Raw genomic sequence first — 20,762 nt, 5'->3', positions numbered from 1 at the left:
ACACGGTCAATTACCGAAAGCCGCACATACCAGAGCCCGCCTGCGGATTGCCCTGAGCGTGCGGCATGAACTTCAGCGCGTATTCGCGTAGCGGACAACACCGCACCGTTTGACCGCCGCATCGGGCTCTGCTGCGATGCAAGCGCAAAGTTTTACAAAACGGTGTGCGGCATGCGCTACGAGCTCTACTATTGGCCGGGTATCCCCGGACGCGGCGAATTCGTGCGTCTGGCCCTTGAGGACGCGGGCGCGGACTATATCGATATCGCCTACGACGCCGAGACCGGGCCCGAGCGAGTCGACCAGGGGCTGGCTTTCGAGCATAACCCTCGCCCGCCCTTTGCTCCGCCCTATCTGCGCGCCGGCGATATCGAAGTCTCGCACGTGGCCAATATCCTGCAGTTTCTAGGCCCGCGGTTTGGCCTCGCACCGGCGGATGAAGCCGGTCGCCTGTGGTGCCACGGCCTGCAACTCACGCTTACCGATTTCGTGGCCGAAATTCACGACACCCACCACCCGCTTGGCCCGGGTCTTTACTACGAAGAGCAAAAAGCGGAGGCGGTCCGGCGCAGCGCGGTCTTTCTGGAACAGCGGCTGCCGAAGTTTCTGGCCTATTTCGAGCAGGTCCTTGCCCACAATCCGAACGGCGACGCCTGGCTCGTCGGCAATGCCTGCAGCACCGCAGACCTGTGCCTGTTTCATGTCGTGGCCGGCCTACGCTACGCGTTTCCAAAGGCGATGCGGCAACACGCACAGGCCATCCCCGGGGTGATTGAGCTGACGGAAAACGTGGCCGCACGACCGGGCATTGCGGCTTACCTCGACTCGGCGCGTCGAATGGCGTTCAATGACAACGGTATCTTTCGCCATTACCCCGAACTCGATGCGACGCATTGAGGCGGGCCTGCTGACTCAAGGGAGCACCCATGGAGCCGGATTTCTGGCACAAGCGCTGGTCGCAACAACAGACCGCGTTTCATCAGCCCGACGGGCACCCGATGCTCAACAAGTGGTGGCCCACGCTGGATCTGGGCACCGACGCCCGCGTGCTGGTGCCCCTATGCGGCAAGACGCCGGACCTGCGTACGCTCGCCGAACGCGGCCATCGGGTAACCGGCATCGAACTCAGCCCCATCGCGGCCCAAGACTTCTTCGTCGAACAGCATCTGAGCGCGGACAGCGACGAACTCGACGACTTCGAGCGCTATCGCGCCGATTGCGGTGCCGGCACGATCGAAATACTGGTCGGCGACTTCTTCGCTGCAAGCGGCCAGACGCTGGGCCCCTTCGATGCCTTCTATGATCGGGCAGCACTTATCGCACTGCCCGAGACGATGCGATCACGCTACGTCGAGCACCTGTTTACGTTGCTGAACGACGACGCGCCCGGCCTGCTGATTACGCTGGACTACGACCAGAGCCAGATGAACGGCCCACCCTTTGCGGTCGACGAAGAAGAGGTCAACACGCTTTTTGACGCCTACCGCGAGGTCAAGATACTCGAAACCGGCGCGCGGCTCGGTGGTAAGAACATGCTTGCAGAGCGCGGCGTCAAAAGCGCCGACGAGTATGTCTACCGGCTGACGGCATCCGCGTGAAAACAGCCTGCGCCTGCAGCCAGCCGTCGCGTTTTTTCGATCAGCCGTTTTCGGCCCGGCGCAGGCGCCGCATCAACCCGCGTGCGGCCAGCCACAGGCCGCCGACGATGAGAAGTGCCACCATGCCATACACCCAGAGGGGCAGATCCCGACCCACGGCAAGAACGTACAGATAGGGCGCGGTATAGCAAAGCGCCCACACGAACGTGAGCAGGGCCAGCGGGCGCTGCTTGCGAATGTGGTGGAACAGCCAGCCGCTGACCAGTAGAAACGGTACCGTACTCACCAGGTAGATCAGCACGAACAGCAGCGGATCCACGGCGTGGGCTTCGGCGACACCGTTGAGATAATCGATCATTGAAGACTCGGGTGAGTCGTTAAGAAAACATGGGCGGGCCATGCAGGCGCGAAAACTGTCTGCAACGATACGGCTTTTTTGCGGGGTTTGACAGGCGCACGACGCCCCTGCGGTCGGCTTGCACGTCGCGGCGGTCATTTTTGATCGACCCCCGCCGATAAGAGCCTATCGGCGTAAACAAGGGCCTGGCGCCCGCGGCTTCAATTGAAGCCGTCGCCCCTGCCCATACATTGATGACGGTAGCCCCCAAGCTGGGCTTACCGGAGGTGAATATTGGAATACAAGGATTATTACAAGATTCTGGGTCTGGAGCGCAGCGCCTCGGAAGACGATATCAAAAAGGCGTATCGCCGTATGGCGCGCAAATACCACCCGGACGTGAGTACCGAGGTGGACGCCGACGACCGCTTCAAGGAGGCCAATGAAGCCTACGAAGTGCTCAAGGATCCGGAAAAACGCGCGGCCTATGATCGTATCGACCCGGACCGCGCCCGCGCGCAAACCGGCTTTCAGCCGCCGCCGGGCTGGGATCATGGCTTCGATTTCAGCGGTGGCGCGCATGCCGAGCCGCCGCCGGGTGCCGATGGCGCGACCTTCAGCGACTTCTTCGAATCGCTGTTCGGGCGCGGTTTTGCCGGCGCTCGTGCAGGCGGTACGACCCGTCGTACCCATGGCTTCGGGCCCGGCTTCGGCAGCCAGCGGCGCGGCCAGGACCATATCGCCCGCGTCGAGCTCGATCTGGAAGACGCTTTTACCGGCGGACGCCGGCGCGTGACGCTGCGCACCCCCGAAGTCAACGAACTCGGTCAGACGGTGGAGCGTTCGCGTGCGCTCAACGTCACCATTCCCAAGGGCGTCCGTGAAGGCCAGCAGCTGCGTCTGGCCGGCCAGGCCAAAGCCGGCAATACGGCGGCCATACCCGGCGATCTGCTGCTGGAAATCGGCTTCAAGCCACACCCGATTTATACGCTCGACGGTGCCGACCTGAGCCTGGAACTGCCGGTGGCGCCCTGGGAGGCCGCGCTGGGTGCCATCGTGAAAACGCCCACGCCCGCAGGCGCGGTGGATCTGCGTATCCCGCCCGACTCGCGCGACGGCAAACGCCTGCGCCTGCGTGGACGCGGCATGCCGGGCAAGACGCCCGGCGATCTGTATGCGGTATTACGGATCGCCCTGCCGCCCGCCAACAGCGAAAAGGCTCGGGCGGTCTACGAACGCATGGCCCAGGAACTGGACTTCAACCCGCGCGAACGGCTCGGGGTCTGATCCGCCGGTCTGCATCGGCCGGCGTTCCAGCCGGCCGGCGGAGCCGCCACAGCGCTGCCGCCGCGCCTTGGATAGGCGTGCCGCACACAGGCCAAGGACGCTCTGCGTAACCTCTCGCGGTTCGCGTTCGAGTCCTCACAGAGGGTGCGGCAAGGCGTCCAGGCGCAGCGCCTGCCTTGCTGGCAGGTCACGCCCGGCAACGCAGCTGCGGCGTCTGTGAGGCCGAACCCCTTGCGCGCCGCCGGCTTTGCGCGCGCTTGATCGGCGTCCGTGTTCGCTGCCGTGCCACTTGTTATTGGCTTGGGCACGCTACGCTCTCACTTGTCTGTCAAGCGCGCGCAAAGCACGCCGGCGCGACCGCGACAGGTTGTGCAGAGCTTGCCTAGAACGCTGCCCGCCGATAACGCCGATAGCGCGGATACCAGAAATGGCGCTCGACCCGTTCGGCGATCGTTTCATCGCTGGTTTTCAGGGCCACGCCGTCGGCCTGGGCTTTCTTGGCCACGGCAAAGGCGATGGACTGGCTGAGTTCGCGCACTTGCGACAACGGCGGCAGGAGCGCGCCGTCACCGGTCGTGCCCAGCGGAGAATTCTCGGCCAGCGCCTGCGAAGCGGCCATGAGCATGCCATCGGTCACATGGGCCGCGCCGGTCGCAATTACGCCCAGGCCGATACCGGGGAAGATATAGGCATTGTTGCATTGTGCGATCGGGCGCTTTTCGTCGCCGACGGCCACCGGGTCGAAGGGGCTGCCGGTGGCCACCAGCGCTTCCCCGTGGGTCCAGTCGAGAATTTCCTGCGGCGTAGCCTCGACCTTCCAAGTCGGGTTGGATAGCGGCATCACCAACGGATTGGGGCAATGCCGGTGCATGGTCTCGATCACCTGCTGCGAGAACAGGCCGCGCTGGCCCGACACACCCACCAACACCGTCGGTTTAGCGTTGTCGATGACGGTAAGCAGCGGGTCGGTCTCGGTGGAATCGTTCCAGTCATCGACCTTGGACTGGCGCTGGGCCAGGCGACTCTGGAAGTCGTAGAGGCCGCTCATGGCATCCGTGATCAGCCCGTCGCGGTCGACCATGTAGATTCGGGCACGGGCTTCGCTTTCCTCGAGCCCGGCATCGGTCATGGCCACCACGATCTGTTCGGCAATGCCACAGCCTGCCGAGCCCGCGCCCACGAACGCGATGGTCTGCTCTGCAATCGATTCCTGTTTGGCCTTGCAGGCCGCCAGCAGCGAGCCGACCACTACCGCGGCCGTGCCCTGAATATCGTCGTTGAAGCAGCACAGCTGGTCGCGATAGCGCTTGAGCAGCGGCATGGCGTTGGCCTGGGCGAAATCCTCGAACTGCAGCAGCACGCCGGGCCAGCGGCGTTTGATCGCCTGTACGAACAGGTCCACGAACTCGGCGTACTCGGCATCGGAAATACGTTCGTGGCGCCAGCCCATGTACATGGGGTCGTCGAGCAGGTCCTGGTTGTTGGTGCCCACGTCCAGCACCACCGGCAGCGTATAGGCCGGGCTGATACCGCCACAGGCGGTATAAAGCGAAAGCTTGCCGATGGGAATGCCCATGCCGCCGATGCCCTGATCGCCCAGCCCCAGAATACGTTCGCCGTCGGTGACCACGATCACCTTGACGTTGTCCTTGGTGGCGCTGCGGATAATGTCGTCGATGCGATGACGATCCGGGTAGCTCACGAAAATGCCGCGGTGGTTGCGATAGATTTCCGAGAATTTCTCGCAGGCACGCCCGACGGTGGGCGTATAGATGATCGGCATCATCTCTTCGAGATGTTCTTCGAGCAGGCGAAAGAACATGGTCTCGTTATCGTCCTGGATGCCGCGCAGGTAGATGTGCTTGTCCAGATCGTTGGTACAGGTCTGATACTGCCGATAGGCCCGCTCGACCTGCTCTTCGATGGTCTCCACGTTCTGGGGCAGCAGACCGATCAGGTTGAAGGCCACACGCTCGTCGGCATCGAATGCATTGCCCTTGTTGAGCAACGGCATCTCCAGCAGCGTCGGGCCGGCATAGGGAATATAGAGCGAACGTTTCTCGACGTCTTTGGTCATTCAATCACCTGGAATATCGGTCGGTTATCGTTACACCGCCGGGCATGGGTACCCGTGCGCCGTGGCTGCACCCGCTGCGCGTGCCATTCGGCGGAGCAAGTTTAGCGCGCCGGCCGGCCACAGCAACGCTGCAGCGCAGCACCCCGCTGTCTCATACGCCCGGTCGCGCCGGGCTGCGTGGCCAACTGCGCCGCTGCGCACGAGCCGGCCACGCACTGATCAGTCGCTCGCGCCAGTCAACTCAGCCACATCGTCTGCTTCGACCACGCTTTGCTGGCCACCCCAGCGACGGCGCAGATAGGTCGCCAATTTTGCGATTTCGGGATCGCTGAGCGCGTCGCCGAAACCGGGCATCGCCTGAACGCGTTCGTAGCCGGTGAACGCCCGTGCGTCGATCCCGTCGTGGATGATCTTGACCAGATTGCGCGGGCTGTCCAGACGCAGCGCGGTATTGGTGGTCATCGCGCTTGCCACATGCGGCGCGCCTTCGCCATCGGCGCCATGACAGCCGGCACAGCTGTTGAGATAGAGCTGGCGGCCCGGGCTGTCGTCGGCGGCGGTCGTCTGCGCAACGTGCGCCGCGGCCGGCGGATTCTCGCCCAGCACATAGCGGCTCATCGCCTTCAGATCGTCCTCGTCGAGATAGCGCGTGCTGTGGTGAAAGACCGGATACATCTCACTGTACATGCTGCCTTGGCGACTGCGGCCTTCGCGCATGAACTCACGCAATGACGCATCGTCCCAGCCGCGCGCGGCAAGCGCCTCGGCTTCTAGGCTGGGCGCCTGCCAGCCCGCAATGACGGCCCCTTGCAGATGACGATCGCGCTTGAGCGCACCCAGCCGGCCGCGCGGGGTATGGCATTGCCCGCAATGCCCGAGCGTATCGACCAGATAACGACCGCGCTGGTTGTCGGCCGCGCGCCGCTGGCCGGCGTCATCATCCGGCGCGTACATCCAGTTCCAGAAATTCAGCGTCCAGCGCATCGAGTACGGCCAGGCCAGATCGGTCTGCGGCGACGGTACGTGCACGCCGTCCAGGCTCATGAAATAGGCATACATCGCATCCGAATCCTCGCGCGCGATATCGTGATACGAGGTATAGGGCATGGCCGGATACAGCTGCGTGCCGTCGGGTAATTCGCCCTGGGTGAGCACGTGATAGAAATCGTCGGCGCTGTAGTTGCCGATGCCGTATTCGTCGTCGGGCGTGATGTTGGTGCCGTAAACCTTGCCGAACGGCGTTTCGATCGCGCGCCCGCCGGCGTAGGGCGTGCCGCCTTCGGCGGTATGACAGGCCGCACAATCGGCCGCGCGGGCCAGATACTGGCCGCGCTCGATCTGTTTCGCTGTCGCCTGACTGGCGGCCCAGCCCGTGCCGGTACTCACGGCAAGCACGAGCGCCGCTACTGTCTGTCGATAGCCGGCCATGTTCAGCCCTCCACCGTGGTGCCGGGGGTGGCGAGCACCGCAGCGCGTACCGCGCGAAAATAACGCACATAGCCGGTACAACGACACAGATGCGATTCCAATGCATCGCTGATCGTCGCCTCCAGCTGCGAGCGCGGTACCGGCTCGCGTTGCAGGCGCTCGACGAGCACCGTGGCCGCATTCACGAACCCCGGCGCACAGTAGCTGCACTGAAACGAGAAGTGATCCAGAAACTGCTGCTGAACCTCAGAGAGTTTGGCTACATCGCCGTTTTCATCGCGCGTGGCGTGGCCTTCGACGGTGCGAATGGATTTACCCTCGAAGTAATGCGCACCGGTAATACAGGTGCGGATCTCTTCACTGCGCCCATCCTCGTGATCGACGATCACCGTGCAGGCGCGACACACGCCGATGCCGCAGCCAAAACGGGTGCCGGTGAGATTGCGATACTCGTTGAGGTAATCGAGCATCATCAACTGCTCGGGGATGTCCTCGACGGGCTGTTCGATACCGTTGACGGTGACATGCAACGGCTTGCTGACGATGGGGTCGGTAGTACTCACAGAACCTCCCGGATCCGCTCGGGCGTAATGGGCAGACGATGAAAATGATGGCCGATGGCGTGGGCGATGCCGTTGCCGATCGCGCCCACGACCGGAATCATCACTACTTCGGCAATACCCTTGGGCGGGTCGGTACGCGATAACGGCGGCAGGATATCGGCGCTCTGCTCCCAGACGGCGACTTCACTGGCCCGGGGCACGTGATAACGGTTGATGTTCCAGGTGCCGTTACCCGGGCCGTCCTCGTAAAGCGGCATGTCTTCGTAAAGGGCATGACCGATGCCCATGGCGAGCCCACCCTGCAGCTGGCCGGACACCAGTTCCTCGACGATCGTATTGCCGCACTCTAAAAACGAATGATGATTGAGTAGCGACACCTCGCCGGTGCCGGTATGTACGGCCAACTCCACGAGCGTGGCGCAGGCGCTGTAATAGGTCACCCCGGCATTGTTGCGCTGGGTGGGCGGGAAATACGGGTTCGACCGGGTCAACAGTTCGAAGCCCCGCTTGCTGGTCATCCGCGCTTTCTTCTGCTGGGAGGCACCGTCGCCGTAGCGCACCGCAAGGCCGTCGAGCGGCAGAGTCTCGCCGGTGCCGTCGATCCGATAATCCGCCCTCGACCATTCCCAGCGATTGAAGGCATGGGCCATGGCGCCAGTCACCCGGCCCGTGGCATGGGCACGCTCGGCCAGAAACGCCAGCGACAACGGCTCCATGCCATTGGCTGTGAGCTTGCCCTGTTCCCAGCGCGCGTCCTGTTCGCGCACGACATAGGGCGCGGCCTGGCCGCCGCCGATGCCGCGCTGCCAGTATTCGAGCGCGACCGGCCACAGGCCGTGTCTGAAGATTACGCGGGCCGCTTCGATGGTCGGAAACGACAGATAATAGGACGAGTTGCTCGCACTGGAGGCCTGCTGGAGCATCGGCGTCCAGCGCGGGTCGGTCTGGGCGGCCTCCTGTTCCGACTGCGACATCACATACGGATTGCCGCTCGAGGTCATGGCCAGGTCGTCCCACTCGGTTTCGGCGGTGTGGACCGTATTCGCAGGCTGTCCGAGCCATTGGGCAACCACCGCAGCCTGGCTGGTGGAATATCCGGTACCCATTTCAGCCCCGGTATTGCGCACTTCGATCGAGCCATCGGCATTCAGGCGGACCTCCGAGAACACGCCCTCGGCGCCGTGGCCGAAATCCTTCTGGACACAGGCAAAACCCACGCCATAGCGCTGCTCGGGATGATCGGCCTCGAAGGCCTGCTTGCGCGCCGCGCGCTGGGTCCAGATCTCGTGTTGGCGGGCCCTGTGCAGAATCTCCTCACCGCGCAGATGCCCGGCCGGGATCGCGCCCTGGGTGTTCTTCATACCCGACTTGAACACGTTCGCCAGGCGCAGTTCGAACGGGTCCATATCAAGATGGTCGGCGATTTCGTCGACCATCAGTTCGGTCGCGGCCATGGTCTGAATGGTGCCATAACCGCGCATCGACCCGGCTTCGGGCATGCGCGAGAATTCGGCCGTGGCGGTGAGATCGCTGTTGGGCATGTAATAGATGCCCTGGGCGGCCGTGGCCCCCACGAACGCCACGGAATTGGAGAAATTGGCGCGCCCACCGCCGTTGGCGGTCAGATTCTGCTTGAATATCTGAAACTTGCCGGTTTCGCGCTCGACCGCCAGACGATTTCGAATCGTGAACGGATGGCGTTTCATGGTGGCCTGGAACTGCTCGTAGCGATCGTTGGCCAGGCGTACCGGATGGCCATCGCCATAGAGCCCGGCGATCAAGCCGTAATACGGAAAGATGGAGTTGTCCTTCGAGCCGTAACCCACCGTATAGGTCGGGTGCAGAAACAGGCGCCCGCTGGCAAAGGTGCTGGCCGAGTGCAGCTCGGCCATGCGTTCGACCAACTCGGCCGGCGACTGGCTGCCACAGACCAGATGCATGTCCCCAGCCTCGGCATCGAACCAGCAATTGGCGTTGTCGGCTTCCATGGCGAAATGATCGATATAGGGCGTTTGATATTCCGCCTCGAACACCAGCCAATCGTCGGGCGGCGTATCCAGCTGCTCGGCGAGCTGGTTGGCGTGATACATCGCGCGCTGGCTGTCCTTGCCGTTTTCCAGCGCCTGCGGCCACACCGGATGGCGCTTGCGAAAATCCGTGTAGAGCACGGTTTCCTGCAAGGCGGAGAAACGATCGGGCGCATAGGGTGTATCGCCGCCCACCCGGATATAACGAAAGGCGCCATAGGGCGGTTTTTCCGGCAGCGGCGTTTGTTCGCCGTAGACCACCACATCCTCGGCTGCGCGTACCCGCGCCTTGGCCACGGCAAAACGGGCGAAATCGTGGTAGATGCACAAGGCTACCGGATAGCCCAGATAAAGCGGTGTCTCGCCAGCGGGCAAGAAGAAGGCCGGGCCGTAGTACTCGGGCACCTGGATATTGTCGCGGGCCATGTCTTCAGCGGTGACCACGCGATCCGGTGCCAGCCCGGCCGCTTCCAGCGCGGACAGATCGATGCCCTGATAGCGGCGATCGCAGCGGCTGGCGCGAATGATGAATGCATGGGCCTGGGTATCGGGCCAGTGCGGCATGTCGCGGGCACGGATATCGCGGGCAAAGACCTTGCTGCCGGTGACCTTGGCGATCCCGTCGAGCCGGAATTTCATCCCGGTGCCGGGCCGCCAGGCCTGCGCCGTCGGCGACAGGATGTCCTGTTCGAACAACGCCGCGAAGCTCGGGCTCGCCAGGCTGGCAACATAGGTACTCACGCCCGCCACGACCGAGTGCTTGAGAAATCGACGACGGGATTGATTGAATTGGGGCATTGTTTCGTTGTTGTCTGGTTGAAACAGAGTTCGGGCGCCGCCGCCGGCTAGCCGTTGATCAGCGCGGTCGCGGCAGCGTTATGGCGTGCCACCAGCTGCGGGATATCCACGCCGAGCAGCTGCGCGCGATGGACCCGCAGTCGGCCATTGATCAGGCTCAGATCCACCCGCGGCGGCAGGCAGAAAACCAGTGCGGCCAGCGGGTCGTGCACGGCGCCGCCGGCCAGCGGCAGGCTGTCGAGGCGATAACCCACGATATCCGCGGCCATGCCGACGGCGAGATGGCCGATGTCATTGCGCCCGAGCACCTCCGCGCCGCCGCGCGTGGCAAGACGCAATGCCTCGGTCGCACTCATCGCCTCCGGGCCGTTTTGCAGCCGCTGCAGCAACATCGCCTGACGCGCCTCGCTGAGCATGTGCGAACTGTCGTTGGAAGCCGAACCGTCGACCCCGAGGCCCACGCGCGCGCCGGCGGCCTGCAGCGCCTTGACCGGGGCCACGCCCGAAGCCAGCCGCATGTTGGAACTTGGGCAATGCGCCACGCCGCATCGATGCGCGCCCAGCCGCGCGATCTCGGTTTCATGCGGATGCACCATATGCGCGAACCACACATCGTCGCCGACCCAGTCGTTGGCCTCGGCATATTCGACCGGCGTCTGGCCGAACAGCTCGCGGCAGTAGTGTTCCTCGTCCAGGGTTTCGGCCAGATGGGTATGCAGATGCACGCCATAATGCCGCGCCATCTTTGCCGTTTCGCGCATGAGATCGGTCGACACCGAAAACGGCGAGCAGGGCGCGAGCACGATACGGGTCATCGCCCCGGCGCGGTCGTCGTGATAGGTCTCGATCACGCGCTGCGAATCCGAGAGGATGAAGTCCTCGGCCTCGACGGCATGATCGGGCGGCAGCCCACCGCGCGACTGCCCGACCGACATCGAGCCGCGGGCGGCATGAAAACGAAAGCCCATCTCCCGGGCGGCATGAATCTGGTCGTCGACACGGGCATCGTTGGGCCAGATATAGGTATGGTCGGCCGCGGTCGTACAGCCGGAAAGCATCAGCTCGGCGATGGCGATACGCGTGCTTACGTCGATCGAGCCGGCGTCCATACGCGCCCAGATCGGATAGTGGGCGACCAGTCAGTTGAACAGGTTGCTGTTCTGCCCGGCCGGCAGGTTGCGCGTGAGCGTCTGATAAAAATGATGATGGGTATTGACCAGCCCCGGGATCAGAATATGACCACTGGCATCGATCGTCTCGTCGGCATGGCCGGTTATTTCATCATCGGTGCCGATCGCATCGATTCGCCCGTCGACGATGCGGATACTGGCATCGCGATGCAGGGTGTCGTGGTCGTCCATGGTGGCGATGAACGCCGCATTGCGTAGCACGGTAGTGGCCATTCGGTCGGCTCCTTGATTCGGGCGGGCAGGCTGGATTCAGCTGCCGCGATAGGTGCTGTAGCCGTACGGCGAAACCAGCAGCGGTACGTGGTAATGCGCATCGGCATCGGCAACGCCGAACCGGATCACCACGTCGTCGATGAAGGCGGGCTCGTCGAGCGTTTCCCGCCGGCCGGCGAAATAGGCGCCCACCGAAAACACGAGTTCGTAACGGCCCACGGCAAATGCGGCATCGGCTACCAGCGGTTCGTCACAGCGTCCGTCGCTATTGGTAGTGGTCCGGGTGATCGTATGCGCGCCCTCGGCATCAATACGCCGGACCACGATATCGATCCCCGCGCCCGGACAGCCGTTGGCCGTATCGAGTACGTGTGTCGTGAGATAGCCCATCATCTTCCTCTAGTCGTTGATACCGGCGCGTTCGCGCCCGGTGTTCAATCCCGGCCGGTGGCCGGCTCGTGCTGGCGGGCGGCGGCGTCTTCGAGCGCTGCGCGCGCGGCCGTATCGTCTTCTTCTGCGACTGCTTCCGGACCGTTGAGCAACAGGTTGGTCACCACGGCGGCGACCGTGGTCAGCAGAATGCCGCTATGGACGATCGGCCCGGTCCAGTCGGGAAACACGGCAAAGAAACCCGGCGCGGCCAGCGGAATCATGCCGAAGCCGATCGATACCGCAAACACGAGCTGATTGCTGCGCTGAGCCATATCCGCCTTGGTGATGATATTGATACCGGCCGCCGCGACCATGCCGAACATCACCAGCCCTGCCCCGCCGAGCACCGGCTTGGGAATGGAGGCGACCACGAATGCCGCCTGCGGAAACAGGCTCAACAGGATCAGCACGGCACCCGATACCACGGTGACGAACCGGCTGGTCACGCCAGTCATGCCGACCAGACCGACGTTCTGGGAAAACGAGGTATGCGGAAAGCCGTTCAGAAAACCGGCGATCGTGGTCGCGATACCGTCGCCATAGAGGCCGCGGTTGAGCAGCCCGCGATCCACCGGCTTGCCCACCATTTCGCCCAGGGCCAGACACATGCCGGTGGATTCCACCAGCGTGACCACCATGATGATGCACATGGCGATGATCCCGGACAGCGGAAACTCGAGCATGCCGAAATGCAGCGGCGTGATGATGCCCACCACCGGTTGCGACCCAAGCCCGTCGAGGCTGACCACGCCGAGCGGCAGCGCGACGATATAGCCAACTAAAAGCCCCAGCAAGACCGAGATATTGACCCAGATTCCGCGCCCGAGCCGGTTGATCGTCAGAATACAGGCGAGCACGAATACCGCGAGGCCCACATTGACCGGCGCGCCGAAATCCTCGGCGCCAACGCCGCCCGCGGCCCAGTTGATGCCCACCGGCATCAGCGAAATGCCGATCGAGGCGATCACCGTGCCCGTGACCAGCGGCGGAAAGAACTTGAGTAAGCGGGTAAAGAACGGCACCAGCAACATGCCGAAAATACCGGACACGACCGTGGCCCCGAAAATACCCGCGATGCTCACTTGGCCGCTGGTCGCCATGGCCACCATCGGCCCGACCGTAACGAAGCTCGACCCCATCACGATCGGCATACGGATACCGAAGACCCAGATGCCCAACGACTGAATCAGCGTGCCGATTCCGCAGCACAACAGGTCGGCCATGATCAGATACGAGATATCCGCGCGCGACAGCTCGAGCGCGCCGCCCACAATCAGTGCGACGGCGATCGTGCCGGCATACATGACCAACACGTGCTGGATCCCCATGGGCACGAGCTGGACGAACGGCGGTCGGCGGTCGGCCGCACACAACTCGGCATCACTGGCCGTGTTCGGCACGTCTGACATCGAATCCCCTCCTGGCGGGCCGTACGCGCAGATAATCCGCGCCGGCTTTATTTTTTGTATCGAATGCCCGCACTGGCGCACAGCGCGCAACGTTGCGCGGGCTGGCTGCGCGCACGTTCGAATGCTGCGGACACGCGTGCGCGCCGTGAAGACAGACCGGGAGGGCGCAGGGCTGGAAGCCCACCCGCCGGTTCATACGCCACAGCACGCGCGCGACGCGGCGGGATACGCTTTGCTCATGCGATGGGACGTGTCGACGGAATCGAATAGCGTGCTGTACTTCCCATATTGAATACAATTTCTATCGATCTGTGGAACATTAGTCAAATCAGGATTCGATACAATCAGCCCCGAATATTGCATTTAGTCGGAGCGATGCGTGGCTTTGCGCATTGATTCGATCAACCAACGATCGTGCCAATCTGGAGACAGCGGATGACCGATACCGTCCCACTACGCCCTGCAGCCATGAACGAACACGAATTCGTGGACTGCTTCGGCGATGTCTACGAACACTCGCCATGGGTCGCACGCGCGGTCTGGCAGAGCGCGGACCACGCTGTCCTAACCCAGGCCGAACGCCTGGCAGCGGCGATGCGACAGGTCGTCGAACACGCCGACGAAACGCAGCAGACAACACTTATTCGCGCGCATCCGGATCTGGGCGGCAAGCTCGCCGTCGCCGGCGGGCTGAGCGCGGCCTCGGCACGCGAACAGGCGGGGGCGGGTCTCGATGGCTGCACGCCCGAGCAATACGAACGCCTGCAGGCGCTCAACGACGCCTATACCCGCAAGTTCGGTTTCCCGTTCGTTGTCGCGGTCAAAGGCCTGACGCGCGAGGATATTCTTGCGGCCATGCAGGCACGGCTGGATAACGACGGCGCCACCGAACGCCGCCGCGCGCTCGACGAAATTCACCAAATCGCGCGTTTTCGCCTGGCGGCCCGGCTCGATCAGGAAATGGCCGGGACCTAGCCGGGACTCAATCGCCGCCGTCGGCGAATATCGCGCGCAGATCGATATCGCGGTCGCGGCGCTCCAGGCCAAGACGCTGCTCGCAATCGACCAGGTGATCGACCATGGTGCGCACGCCGTGCGCGATATCGCCGCCGATCATCGCATCGAGCAGGGTCTGGTGCTCATCGTAGGTACACACGGTGCGCTGCATCGGCTCGTAGAGGCCGATGATCAAAGATGTGCGCCCGATCAATTCCTTGAGAAACGCCTTGAGCACCTGATTGCCCGCGATCTCGGCGATTTCCAGATGAAAGGCCCCGGAATAACGGATCCAGTGCCGACGGCTACGTTCCTGATGTGCGGCATGGTCCTTGAACACGAGACGTTCCAGCCGTGCGCGGCCATCGTCGGTCATGCGTTGCATCGCCGCTTCCACGCTCGCGGCCTCGACAATCCGACGCGACTCGAACACATCACGGGCCTCTTCGACCGTGGGGCTTGCAACCATCGCACCGCGATTGGGCCGGATGTCGACCAGCTTTTCACTCGCCAGACGAAACAAGGCCTTGCGCACCACGGTCCGGCTCACCGAGAAGATATCGCCGAGACTGTCCTCGGGGAGCTTGGTAGCAGAGGGCAGGCGCTGCTCGAATATCGCGTTCGCGATCGCGCGATAGATATCCTGATCCGTACGCCGGCCCGAGGGGCTGGCGATCTCCTGGGCATCGAGCAGCGGGTTCTGCGAGTCGCTGACCTCGGGCATCGCGATCGTTCCTTGCGGCTGGGTCTCGGCAGGCCGAGCACACGGATTGAAAATGGGCGCTTTGCTGACGACCATCAATACCGGCAGATGTTCGTATCCACCGGGCGACGATCGCCGCGCCCATCATACGCGGGACACCGCCGAGCGCGGCATGCCGCGGCCGATAGCGACACCGTGGGGAGCCACAACGCGAATGGGGCGGTCAGCCTGCGATCCTGTCGCTGTGATGCCAGCGTACGCGTTGCGTTCAATCCCCGCCCTATCCGCCCGCGCCACCCAAGGCCTACCCGCTGTGGCCGCAGCCTGCAGTGACATTCGTGCCGGTCGCGATGGCGGTCTCGGCGCGGGCCGCCCCATCGCGACAGCTCTATCGCCAAATCCCATTTTGTATACAAAAAACAGGTACGGTTGTACTCTGCTTTTGCCTTCGTTGTGTCGACCACCGTCGACCGATCGACCACGCACACTGGCGCATTACAGGCGTTGGCCAAGGGCCACGCCATCCGTCCAGAGGATATGAATGCAGGCTTTTCTGATTGAATTCGGCAACATGTTGCTGCGCTGGCTGCATGTGATCGCGGCCATCGCCTGGATCGGCGAATCCTTCTATTTCGTGATGCTCGACAACGGCCTGAAAAAGCCGGCCGAAGCCGAAGACGCCCGGCGCGGCGTCGCCGGCGAAATGTGGGCCGTGCACGGCGGCGGCTTCTACCACAATCAGAAATATGCGAGCGCGCCGGCCAAACTGCCCGACGACCTGCACTGGTCGTATCTCAAGGCCTATACGACCTGGTTGTCCGGTTTCGCCCTGTTCGCCCTGCTCTATCTCACCCGACCGGAGATCTATCTGGTCGATCCACAGAGCACCTGGACCTGGGCCGCGGCCATGACCGGCTGGCAAGCGAATATCGCCGCGCTCGTCTTCCTCGCGCTGGGCTGGCTGGTCTATAACGAACTGTGCAAACGCATCAGTCCCACCATGCAGCGCGACGGCGTGCTCGGTGTGGCCGTGGCGCTGATGATGGTGGCCGTGGCTTATCTGGCCACGCATATATTTGCCGGGCGGGCCGCATTCGTGCTGGTGGGCGCGGTGATGGCCACCGCTATGGCGGCCAACGTCTATTTTTGGATCATACCCGGGCAACGCCGCATGGTCGCCGCCATGACGCGCGGGCAAGCGCCGGATCCGCTGGATGGCAAGCGCGGCAAACAGCGCTCGGTCCACAACACCTATTTCACCCTGCCCGTGGTGTTGCTGATGCTCAGCAACCACTATGCATTCCTGTATACCGACCCCTACGCCTGGGTCGTGATCGTGCTGTTCATCGTGGCCGGCGCACTGATCCGACAGTTTTTCGTGTCCATGCACGCCGGCCACATCCGGCCGGTGTTCGCGATTGTCGGCGCCCTGTTCATTGTCGCCGCCTTCGCGTTGACCGCACCGATCTCATCGCTTTCATCAGCCCCGGCCGGTACGGACCGGGCGGCCCGTAGCGATACCGGCGACGCCACCGCCTTCGCCCGCGTGCACGACATCATCCAACAGCGCTGCAGCGAGTGCCACGCCGAAAACCCGAGCAGCGAGAGCTTCAGCGCGGCGCCAGCCGGCATCATGCTCGATAGCGACGCGCGCATCCGGGCGCATCGAGCCCAGATCAAACAGGCAGTGGCCAGCGGCTACATGCCGCTGGGCAATATCACCGGCATCACCGACGAAGAACGCGAGGCGATCGCGAACTGGCGCGAGGATGGTTCCTAGGGTTCTGACGGCCTACTGGCCCGCAGTTTTCTAGATCGGCGGCCGGGCATACTGCGCAAACGAGCCATGCCGGGCTTTGAAACGCGCGAACTCGCGGTCGGCCTGCTGACGGCGCGCCGCGGCATCCGTTCCGAGTTTTCGGTCGACCGGCTTGACCGGCGTTACGAACAGCATGACGACAACTCCTTTGGCATAGCCGGCAATACCGGCCTGATCGATGCTGCGCACGATAATTATGGCCACGCACATCATCATCCGGTTTATCGGCATATCGCCTGTGCCGGGCAGGCATAAACCAGGCAAGGCGTATGGACAAGACCACGGAAATGACGATCTTCGTGCGGGCGGTGGAAGCCGGCGGTTTTTCCGCGGCCGCGCGTCAGCTTGCCCAGACTCCGTCGGCGGTGAGCAAACAGATCCGTCGGTTGGAAGAACGGCTGCATACCCGGCTGTTTCATCGGACGACGCGCCACATCCATCTGACCGAAGCCGGACAGCATTATTACAAGCGATGCACCGAGATTCTGCGTGCGATCGAAGAGGCCGAAAACGCGGCGAGCGCGATGAGCACCGAACCCTGGGGCAGGCTTCGTGTCGCCGCCACCGTCTCCTTCGGTCGGGTAGAAGTCCTGCCGTTGATCAATGAGTTCATGACGCGTTACCCGCAGATCGATATCGAGTTCGAACTCACCGATCGCCATGTCGATCTCATCCAGGATGGCTTCGACGTGGCCATTCAGTGGCGCGAACAGGTCGACGATCCGGATGTCGTCGCCCGTCGTCTGTGTATCAACCGCCGCATCATCTGTGCCGCACCGGCCTATCTCGAACGAAACGGCATCCCGCGCACCCCCGAAGATCTCATGGCACACAACTGTCTGACGTTATCGACACTCGACGAATTCAACGACTGGGCCTTCACGGACGCCATACACGGCGCGCGCGTGCTGCGCGTCCACGGTAGTTTTCGTGCCAACACCGCCGATGCCCTACATGAGGCCGTGCGCTCGGGCGTTGGTCTGGCCAGACTTTCACACTGGCTCGTGGCCCCGGATATCGCGGCCGCGCGGCTCACGCCGGTACTGCCGGAGTACCCACACGACGACTCGGCTTTTTTCGTGCTCTATGCCCATCGGCGCTATCTGTCGCGCAAGGTGCGTGCATTCGTCGATTTCCTGATCGAGAAATTCACCTCGATTGCGCCCTGGGAACAAACCACGCCAACGCACTCGGCATCCTCTACGCCATGATATAAAACGGCCTCGTTCGCCACGGAGTTCGCCATGCCCGTCACCCTGTCCGTTCAAGACCTGGTCGCACGCGCACAAGAGCGTGTTAACACGCTCTCGCCTGATGCGGTGGACCAACGCCGCGTCAACCCGGGTGTGCTGCTCGTCGATGTGCGGGACGTGCGCGAACGCAAACGCGATGGCCATATCCCCGGCTCATTGCACGTGCCGCGCGGCATGCTGGAATTCTGGGTCGACCCGGAAAGCCCCTATCACAAGCCCGAACTGGCCCAGGCACAGGCGTTGATCCTTTACTGCAACAAGGGCTGGCGATCGGCGCTCGCGGCGGCCACGCTGCAGGATATGGGGCTGGGTGATGTCGCCCATATGGACGGCGGCTTCGATCGCTGGGCCGAGCAACAGCGCGAAATCGAGCGTGACTGAACGCGGGCCCCGGCACGTCCGGCCCGAGGACGCCGGGCCACCATCGTTACAGCCGTCCGTCGGCTACGCTGCCCAGGGAGCAGACAGCGCGTGTCGCTAGCGGCGCTGTTCACGCTGTGTGTTCTGGTCGCAGCGTTCTGTGCGCTTGCGCTCACGTCGATTGCGGTCGATGCCGTGCTGGTGGGCGCGTTGATCGCCCTGCTGCTCAGCGGCGTGATCGATGCCCAGTCTGCGTTCGCGGGCTTTGCCAATCCGGGGGTGATCACGGTGGCCGCACTCTATGTGGTGGTCGCCGGCCTACGCGATACCGGCGCAACCCAGATGCTGGCGGCCCGCGTACTCGGCAAACCGCGGTCGATCGCCCATGCCCAGGCCCAGTTGATCGTGCCGACCGCGATTCTCAGCGCGTTCCTGAACAACACGCCGGTGGTGGCCGCGCTTATTCCGGCGGTGTCCGACTGGTGTCGCAAACACCGGCTGTCCGTATCGCAGCTGCTCATGCCGCTGAGTTTTGCCACCATTCTCGGCGGGACCTGTACGCTCATCGGCACCAGCACCAACCTGCTGATCAACAGCCTGTTGGTACAACAGGGCCTGGGCGACGGCCTGGGCATGTTCGATCTCGCCTGGGTCGGCGTGCCGATCACCGTGATGGGCGGCTTGCTCATGATCGGCACCAGCCGCTGGCTGCTGCCCGACCGCACGCCGGCTCTGGACCGTATGCACAACCCGCGCGAATACAGCGTGGAGATGATGGTCGCGGCTGGCGGTGCACTGGAAGGCCAGACCATAGAAGAAGCGGGTTTGCGCCAGCTGCCCGGAATGTATCTGGCCGAAATCGAGCGCGATGGCCATCTGCTGCCGGCGGTGTCGCCGCGCGAGCCGTTGCAGGGCGAAGATCGGCTGGTGTTCGTCGGCATCGTGGATTCGGTCGTGCATTTGCACAAGACCCGCGGGCTGGTGCCGGCCACCGAACAGATCTTCAAGCTGGATACGCCGCGGCGTGCCCGGGTGCTGGTCGAAGCGGTGGTGTCGCACAGCTGCCCGCTGGTGGGTCAGACCATTCGCGAAGGCGGTTTTCGTGGCCGCTACCATGCCGTGGTTCTTGCCGTGGCACGCGACGGCGCCCGTATCCGGCGCAAGATCGGCGATATCACCCTTCGGCCCGGCGATACCCTGCTGCTGGAAACACGGCCCTCCTTCGCGACCCAGCAGCGTCATTCGCGTGACTTCTTTCTGGTGAGCGCGATCGAAGACTCGCAGCCGCCCCAGCACCAGCGCGCCTATGCCGCGATTGCCATCATCGCCCTGCTGGTGACCTCGGTGGCAATCGGCCTGCTCGACATCCTCGACGCCGCACTGGCCAGCGCCGCTCTGATGGTCTTGAGCGGCTGCTGTTCGCTGCCCTCGGTGCGCAAGACTCTCGACTGGTCGCTGCTGGTGGCCATCGGGGCCGCGATTGGCATCGGCTCCGCGGTCGAGCAGACCGGCCTGGCCGAAACGATCGCCGGCGCCTTCATCAGCCTTGCCGGCGACTCCAGCCACGCCGCACTCACCGGCCTGTTCGTGAGCACGGTGCTGATATCGTCAATCGTGACCAACAACGCCGCCGCTGTAATCATGTTCCCGATAGCGGTCACGCTGGCCCACGGCGCGTCCCAGTCGGCGATGCCCTATGCCGTGGTCGTAGCCATCGCGGCGTCCGCGAGCTTTCTTACCCCCATCGGCTACCAGACCAACCTCATGGTCTACGGTCCCGGCGGCTATCGGTTCACCGATTTTCTGCGCCTGGGCGCGCCGCTGACGCTACTCGTGGGCGCCGTCACCATCGCCCTGGTGCCCTGGATCTGGCCACTGGCCGGCTGAGCCTTGGCTGGACGCGGCGCCACGCGTGGCGTTTTGCACACCGGCTTTTGACAACACTGTGGATAATTCGTTGGTACAGTCGCGAACGCCTTGCAGCACGGGCGTTAGAACCGTATTGCTCAATAATTGACCAGCCGACTCCGATACAGTTGCGATTGCCTGGTAATGCGTCGATGACCCGGCCAACACCTTCCGAGCCACGGCGCAGCAAAGACCTCGGGGCTGGCCCATACTTTACCCACAAAAGCCCGGGACAACCCTGTGGAAAAGATGCGCGCAGAGCGCGCGATCGCCCGTGGCGGCTCGCTTCTGCGGCTTGCGATCAATTTTCGATCAGGCCCGTTCACGCGTCGTTATGGCTACTGCGCATTGCACGCGCTCGCTT

The 20,762-nt window shown here is 63.4% G+C and carries 17 protein-coding genes and 1 pseudogene; 8 read left to right on the top strand and 10 right to left on the bottom strand.

Going from position 1 to position 20,762, the window contains the following annotated elements; genetic code table 11:
• The first annotated feature begins 171 nt into the window (after positions 1 to 171).
• On the top strand, positions 172 to 897 hold the full coding sequence (locus C84B14_RS00475; RefSeq protein WP_353221402.1) for a glutathione S-transferase: 726 nt from the start codon (positions 172 to 174) through the stop codon (positions 895 to 897).
• 29 nt (positions 898 to 926) lie between these two features.
• Positions 927 to 1,598: a thiopurine S-methyltransferase gene (locus tag C84B14_RS00470; RefSeq protein WP_353221401.1), complete on the top strand. Its 672-nt coding sequence runs from the start codon at positions 927 to 929 to the stop codon at positions 1,596 to 1,598.
• Positions 1,599 to 1,638: 40 nt separating this feature from the next.
• Here C84B14_RS00470 and C84B14_RS00465 read toward each other — a convergent pair whose 3' ends face one another.
• A complete protein-coding gene (locus C84B14_RS00465; RefSeq protein ID WP_348767833.1) occupies positions 1,639 to 1,956 on the bottom strand; it encodes a hypothetical protein in 318 nt (105 codons plus the stop codon).
• 273 nt (positions 1,957 to 2,229) lie between these two features.
• Between C84B14_RS00465 and C84B14_RS00460 the strand changes: the two genes are divergently transcribed.
• On the top strand, positions 2,230 to 3,222 hold the full coding sequence (locus C84B14_RS00460; protein WP_353221400.1) for a DnaJ C-terminal domain-containing protein: 993 nt from the start codon (positions 2,230 to 2,232) through the stop codon (positions 3,220 to 3,222).
• A gap of 382 nt (positions 3,223 to 3,604) precedes the next feature.
• On the opposite strand, the gene C84B14_RS00455 is transcribed toward C84B14_RS00460, so the two are convergent.
• The 7 genes and pseudogenes from C84B14_RS00455 to C84B14_RS00425 all read right to left on the bottom strand — a co-directional run bounded on the left by C84B14_RS00455 (position 3,605) and on the right by C84B14_RS00425 (position 13,359).
• Entirely contained in the window at positions 3,605 to 5,299 is a 1,695-nt protein-coding gene (locus C84B14_RS00455; protein ID WP_353221399.1) for an NAD-dependent malic enzyme, read from the bottom strand.
• 219 nt (positions 5,300 to 5,518) lie between these two features.
• Positions 5,519 to 6,727, bottom strand: a complete 1,209-nt coding sequence (locus tag C84B14_RS00450) for a c-type cytochrome (RefSeq protein WP_353221398.1) — start codon at positions 6,725 to 6,727, stop codon at positions 5,519 to 5,521.
• Between the two features lie 2 nt (positions 6,728 to 6,729).
• Positions 6,730 to 7,272, bottom strand: coding sequence for a (2Fe-2S)-binding protein (locus C84B14_RS00445; protein WP_348767260.1), 543 nt, complete (start codon positions 7,270 to 7,272; stop codon positions 6,730 to 6,732).
• Between the two features lie 14 nt (positions 7,273 to 7,286).
• Positions 7,287 to 10,115 carry a xanthine dehydrogenase family protein molybdopterin-binding subunit gene (locus C84B14_RS00440; protein ID WP_353221397.1) on the bottom strand — a complete coding sequence of 943 codons (2,829 nt, stop codon included), beginning with the start codon at positions 10,113 to 10,115 and terminating at the stop codon, positions 7,287 to 7,289.
• A 47-nt stretch (positions 10,116 to 10,162) separates the two neighbouring features.
• Positions 10,163 to 11,518: pseudogene (locus tag C84B14_RS00435) on the bottom strand (8-oxoguanine deaminase).
• Positions 11,519 to 11,554: 36 nt separating this feature from the next.
• Complete coding sequence (gene uraH / locus C84B14_RS00430; RefSeq protein WP_353221547.1) at positions 11,555 to 11,908, bottom strand: hydroxyisourate hydrolase; 354 nt, start codon at positions 11,906 to 11,908, stop codon at positions 11,555 to 11,557.
• A gap of 44 nt (positions 11,909 to 11,952) precedes the next feature.
• Complete coding sequence (locus tag C84B14_RS00425) at positions 11,953 to 13,359, bottom strand: nucleobase:cation symporter-2 family protein (RefSeq protein ID WP_348767254.1); 1,407 nt, start codon at positions 13,357 to 13,359, stop codon at positions 11,953 to 11,955.
• Positions 13,360 to 13,794: 435 nt separating this feature from the next.
• Between C84B14_RS00425 and uraD the strand changes: the two genes are divergently transcribed.
• The gene (gene uraD / locus C84B14_RS00420) at positions 13,795 to 14,334 is read left to right on the top strand and encodes a 2-oxo-4-hydroxy-4-carboxy-5-ureidoimidazoline decarboxylase (protein WP_353221396.1); all 540 of its coding nucleotides are present in this window, start codon (positions 13,795 to 13,797) and stop codon (positions 14,332 to 14,334) included.
• 7 nt (positions 14,335 to 14,341) lie between these two features.
• Here the strand turns inward: uraD and C84B14_RS00415 are convergent, their stop codons facing one another.
• On the bottom strand, positions 14,342 to 15,079 hold the full coding sequence (locus tag C84B14_RS00415; RefSeq protein WP_348767252.1) for a GntR family transcriptional regulator: 738 nt from the start codon (positions 15,077 to 15,079) through the stop codon (positions 14,342 to 14,344).
• 520 nt (positions 15,080 to 15,599) lie between these two features.
• On the opposite strand from C84B14_RS00415, the gene C84B14_RS00410 reads away from it, so the two are divergent.
• Positions 15,600 to 16,838: a urate hydroxylase PuuD gene (locus C84B14_RS00410; RefSeq protein WP_353221395.1), complete on the top strand. Its 1,239-nt coding sequence runs from the start codon at positions 15,600 to 15,602 to the stop codon at positions 16,836 to 16,838.
• Positions 16,839 to 16,868: 30 nt separating this feature from the next.
• Here the strand turns inward: C84B14_RS00410 and C84B14_RS00405 are convergent, their stop codons facing one another.
• Entirely contained in the window at positions 16,869 to 17,081 is a 213-nt protein-coding gene (locus C84B14_RS00405) for a hypothetical protein (RefSeq protein WP_353221394.1), read from the bottom strand.
• Between the two features lie 65 nt (positions 17,082 to 17,146).
• On the opposite strand from C84B14_RS00405, the gene C84B14_RS00400 reads away from it, so the two are divergent.
• The 3 genes from C84B14_RS00400 (at position 17,147) to C84B14_RS00390 (ending at position 20,377) form a co-directional block, all read left to right on the top strand.
• On the top strand, positions 17,147 to 18,088 hold the full coding sequence (locus tag C84B14_RS00400; RefSeq protein ID WP_348767249.1) for a LysR family transcriptional regulator: 942 nt from the start codon (positions 17,147 to 17,149) through the stop codon (positions 18,086 to 18,088).
• Between the two features lie 33 nt (positions 18,089 to 18,121).
• Positions 18,122 to 18,511 carry a rhodanese-like domain-containing protein gene (locus C84B14_RS00395; RefSeq protein WP_348767248.1) on the top strand — a complete coding sequence of 130 codons (390 nt, stop codon included), beginning with the start codon at positions 18,122 to 18,124 and terminating at the stop codon, positions 18,509 to 18,511.
• 90 nt (positions 18,512 to 18,601) lie between these two features.
• Positions 18,602 to 20,377 (top strand): SLC13 family permease, encoded by a 1,776-nt coding sequence (locus C84B14_RS00390; protein ID WP_353221393.1) that lies wholly within the window; start codon positions 18,602 to 18,604, stop codon positions 20,375 to 20,377.
• The last annotated feature ends 385 nt before the right edge of the window (positions 20,378 to 20,762 follow it).

Source organism: Salinisphaera sp. C84B14 (assembly GCF_040361435.1).
GTDB lineage: Bacteria > Pseudomonadota > Gammaproteobacteria > Nevskiales > Salinisphaeraceae > Salinisphaera.
The sequence above is the reverse complement of the archived record's forward strand: the minus strand, read 5'-3'. Positions and strand labels throughout refer to the sequence as shown.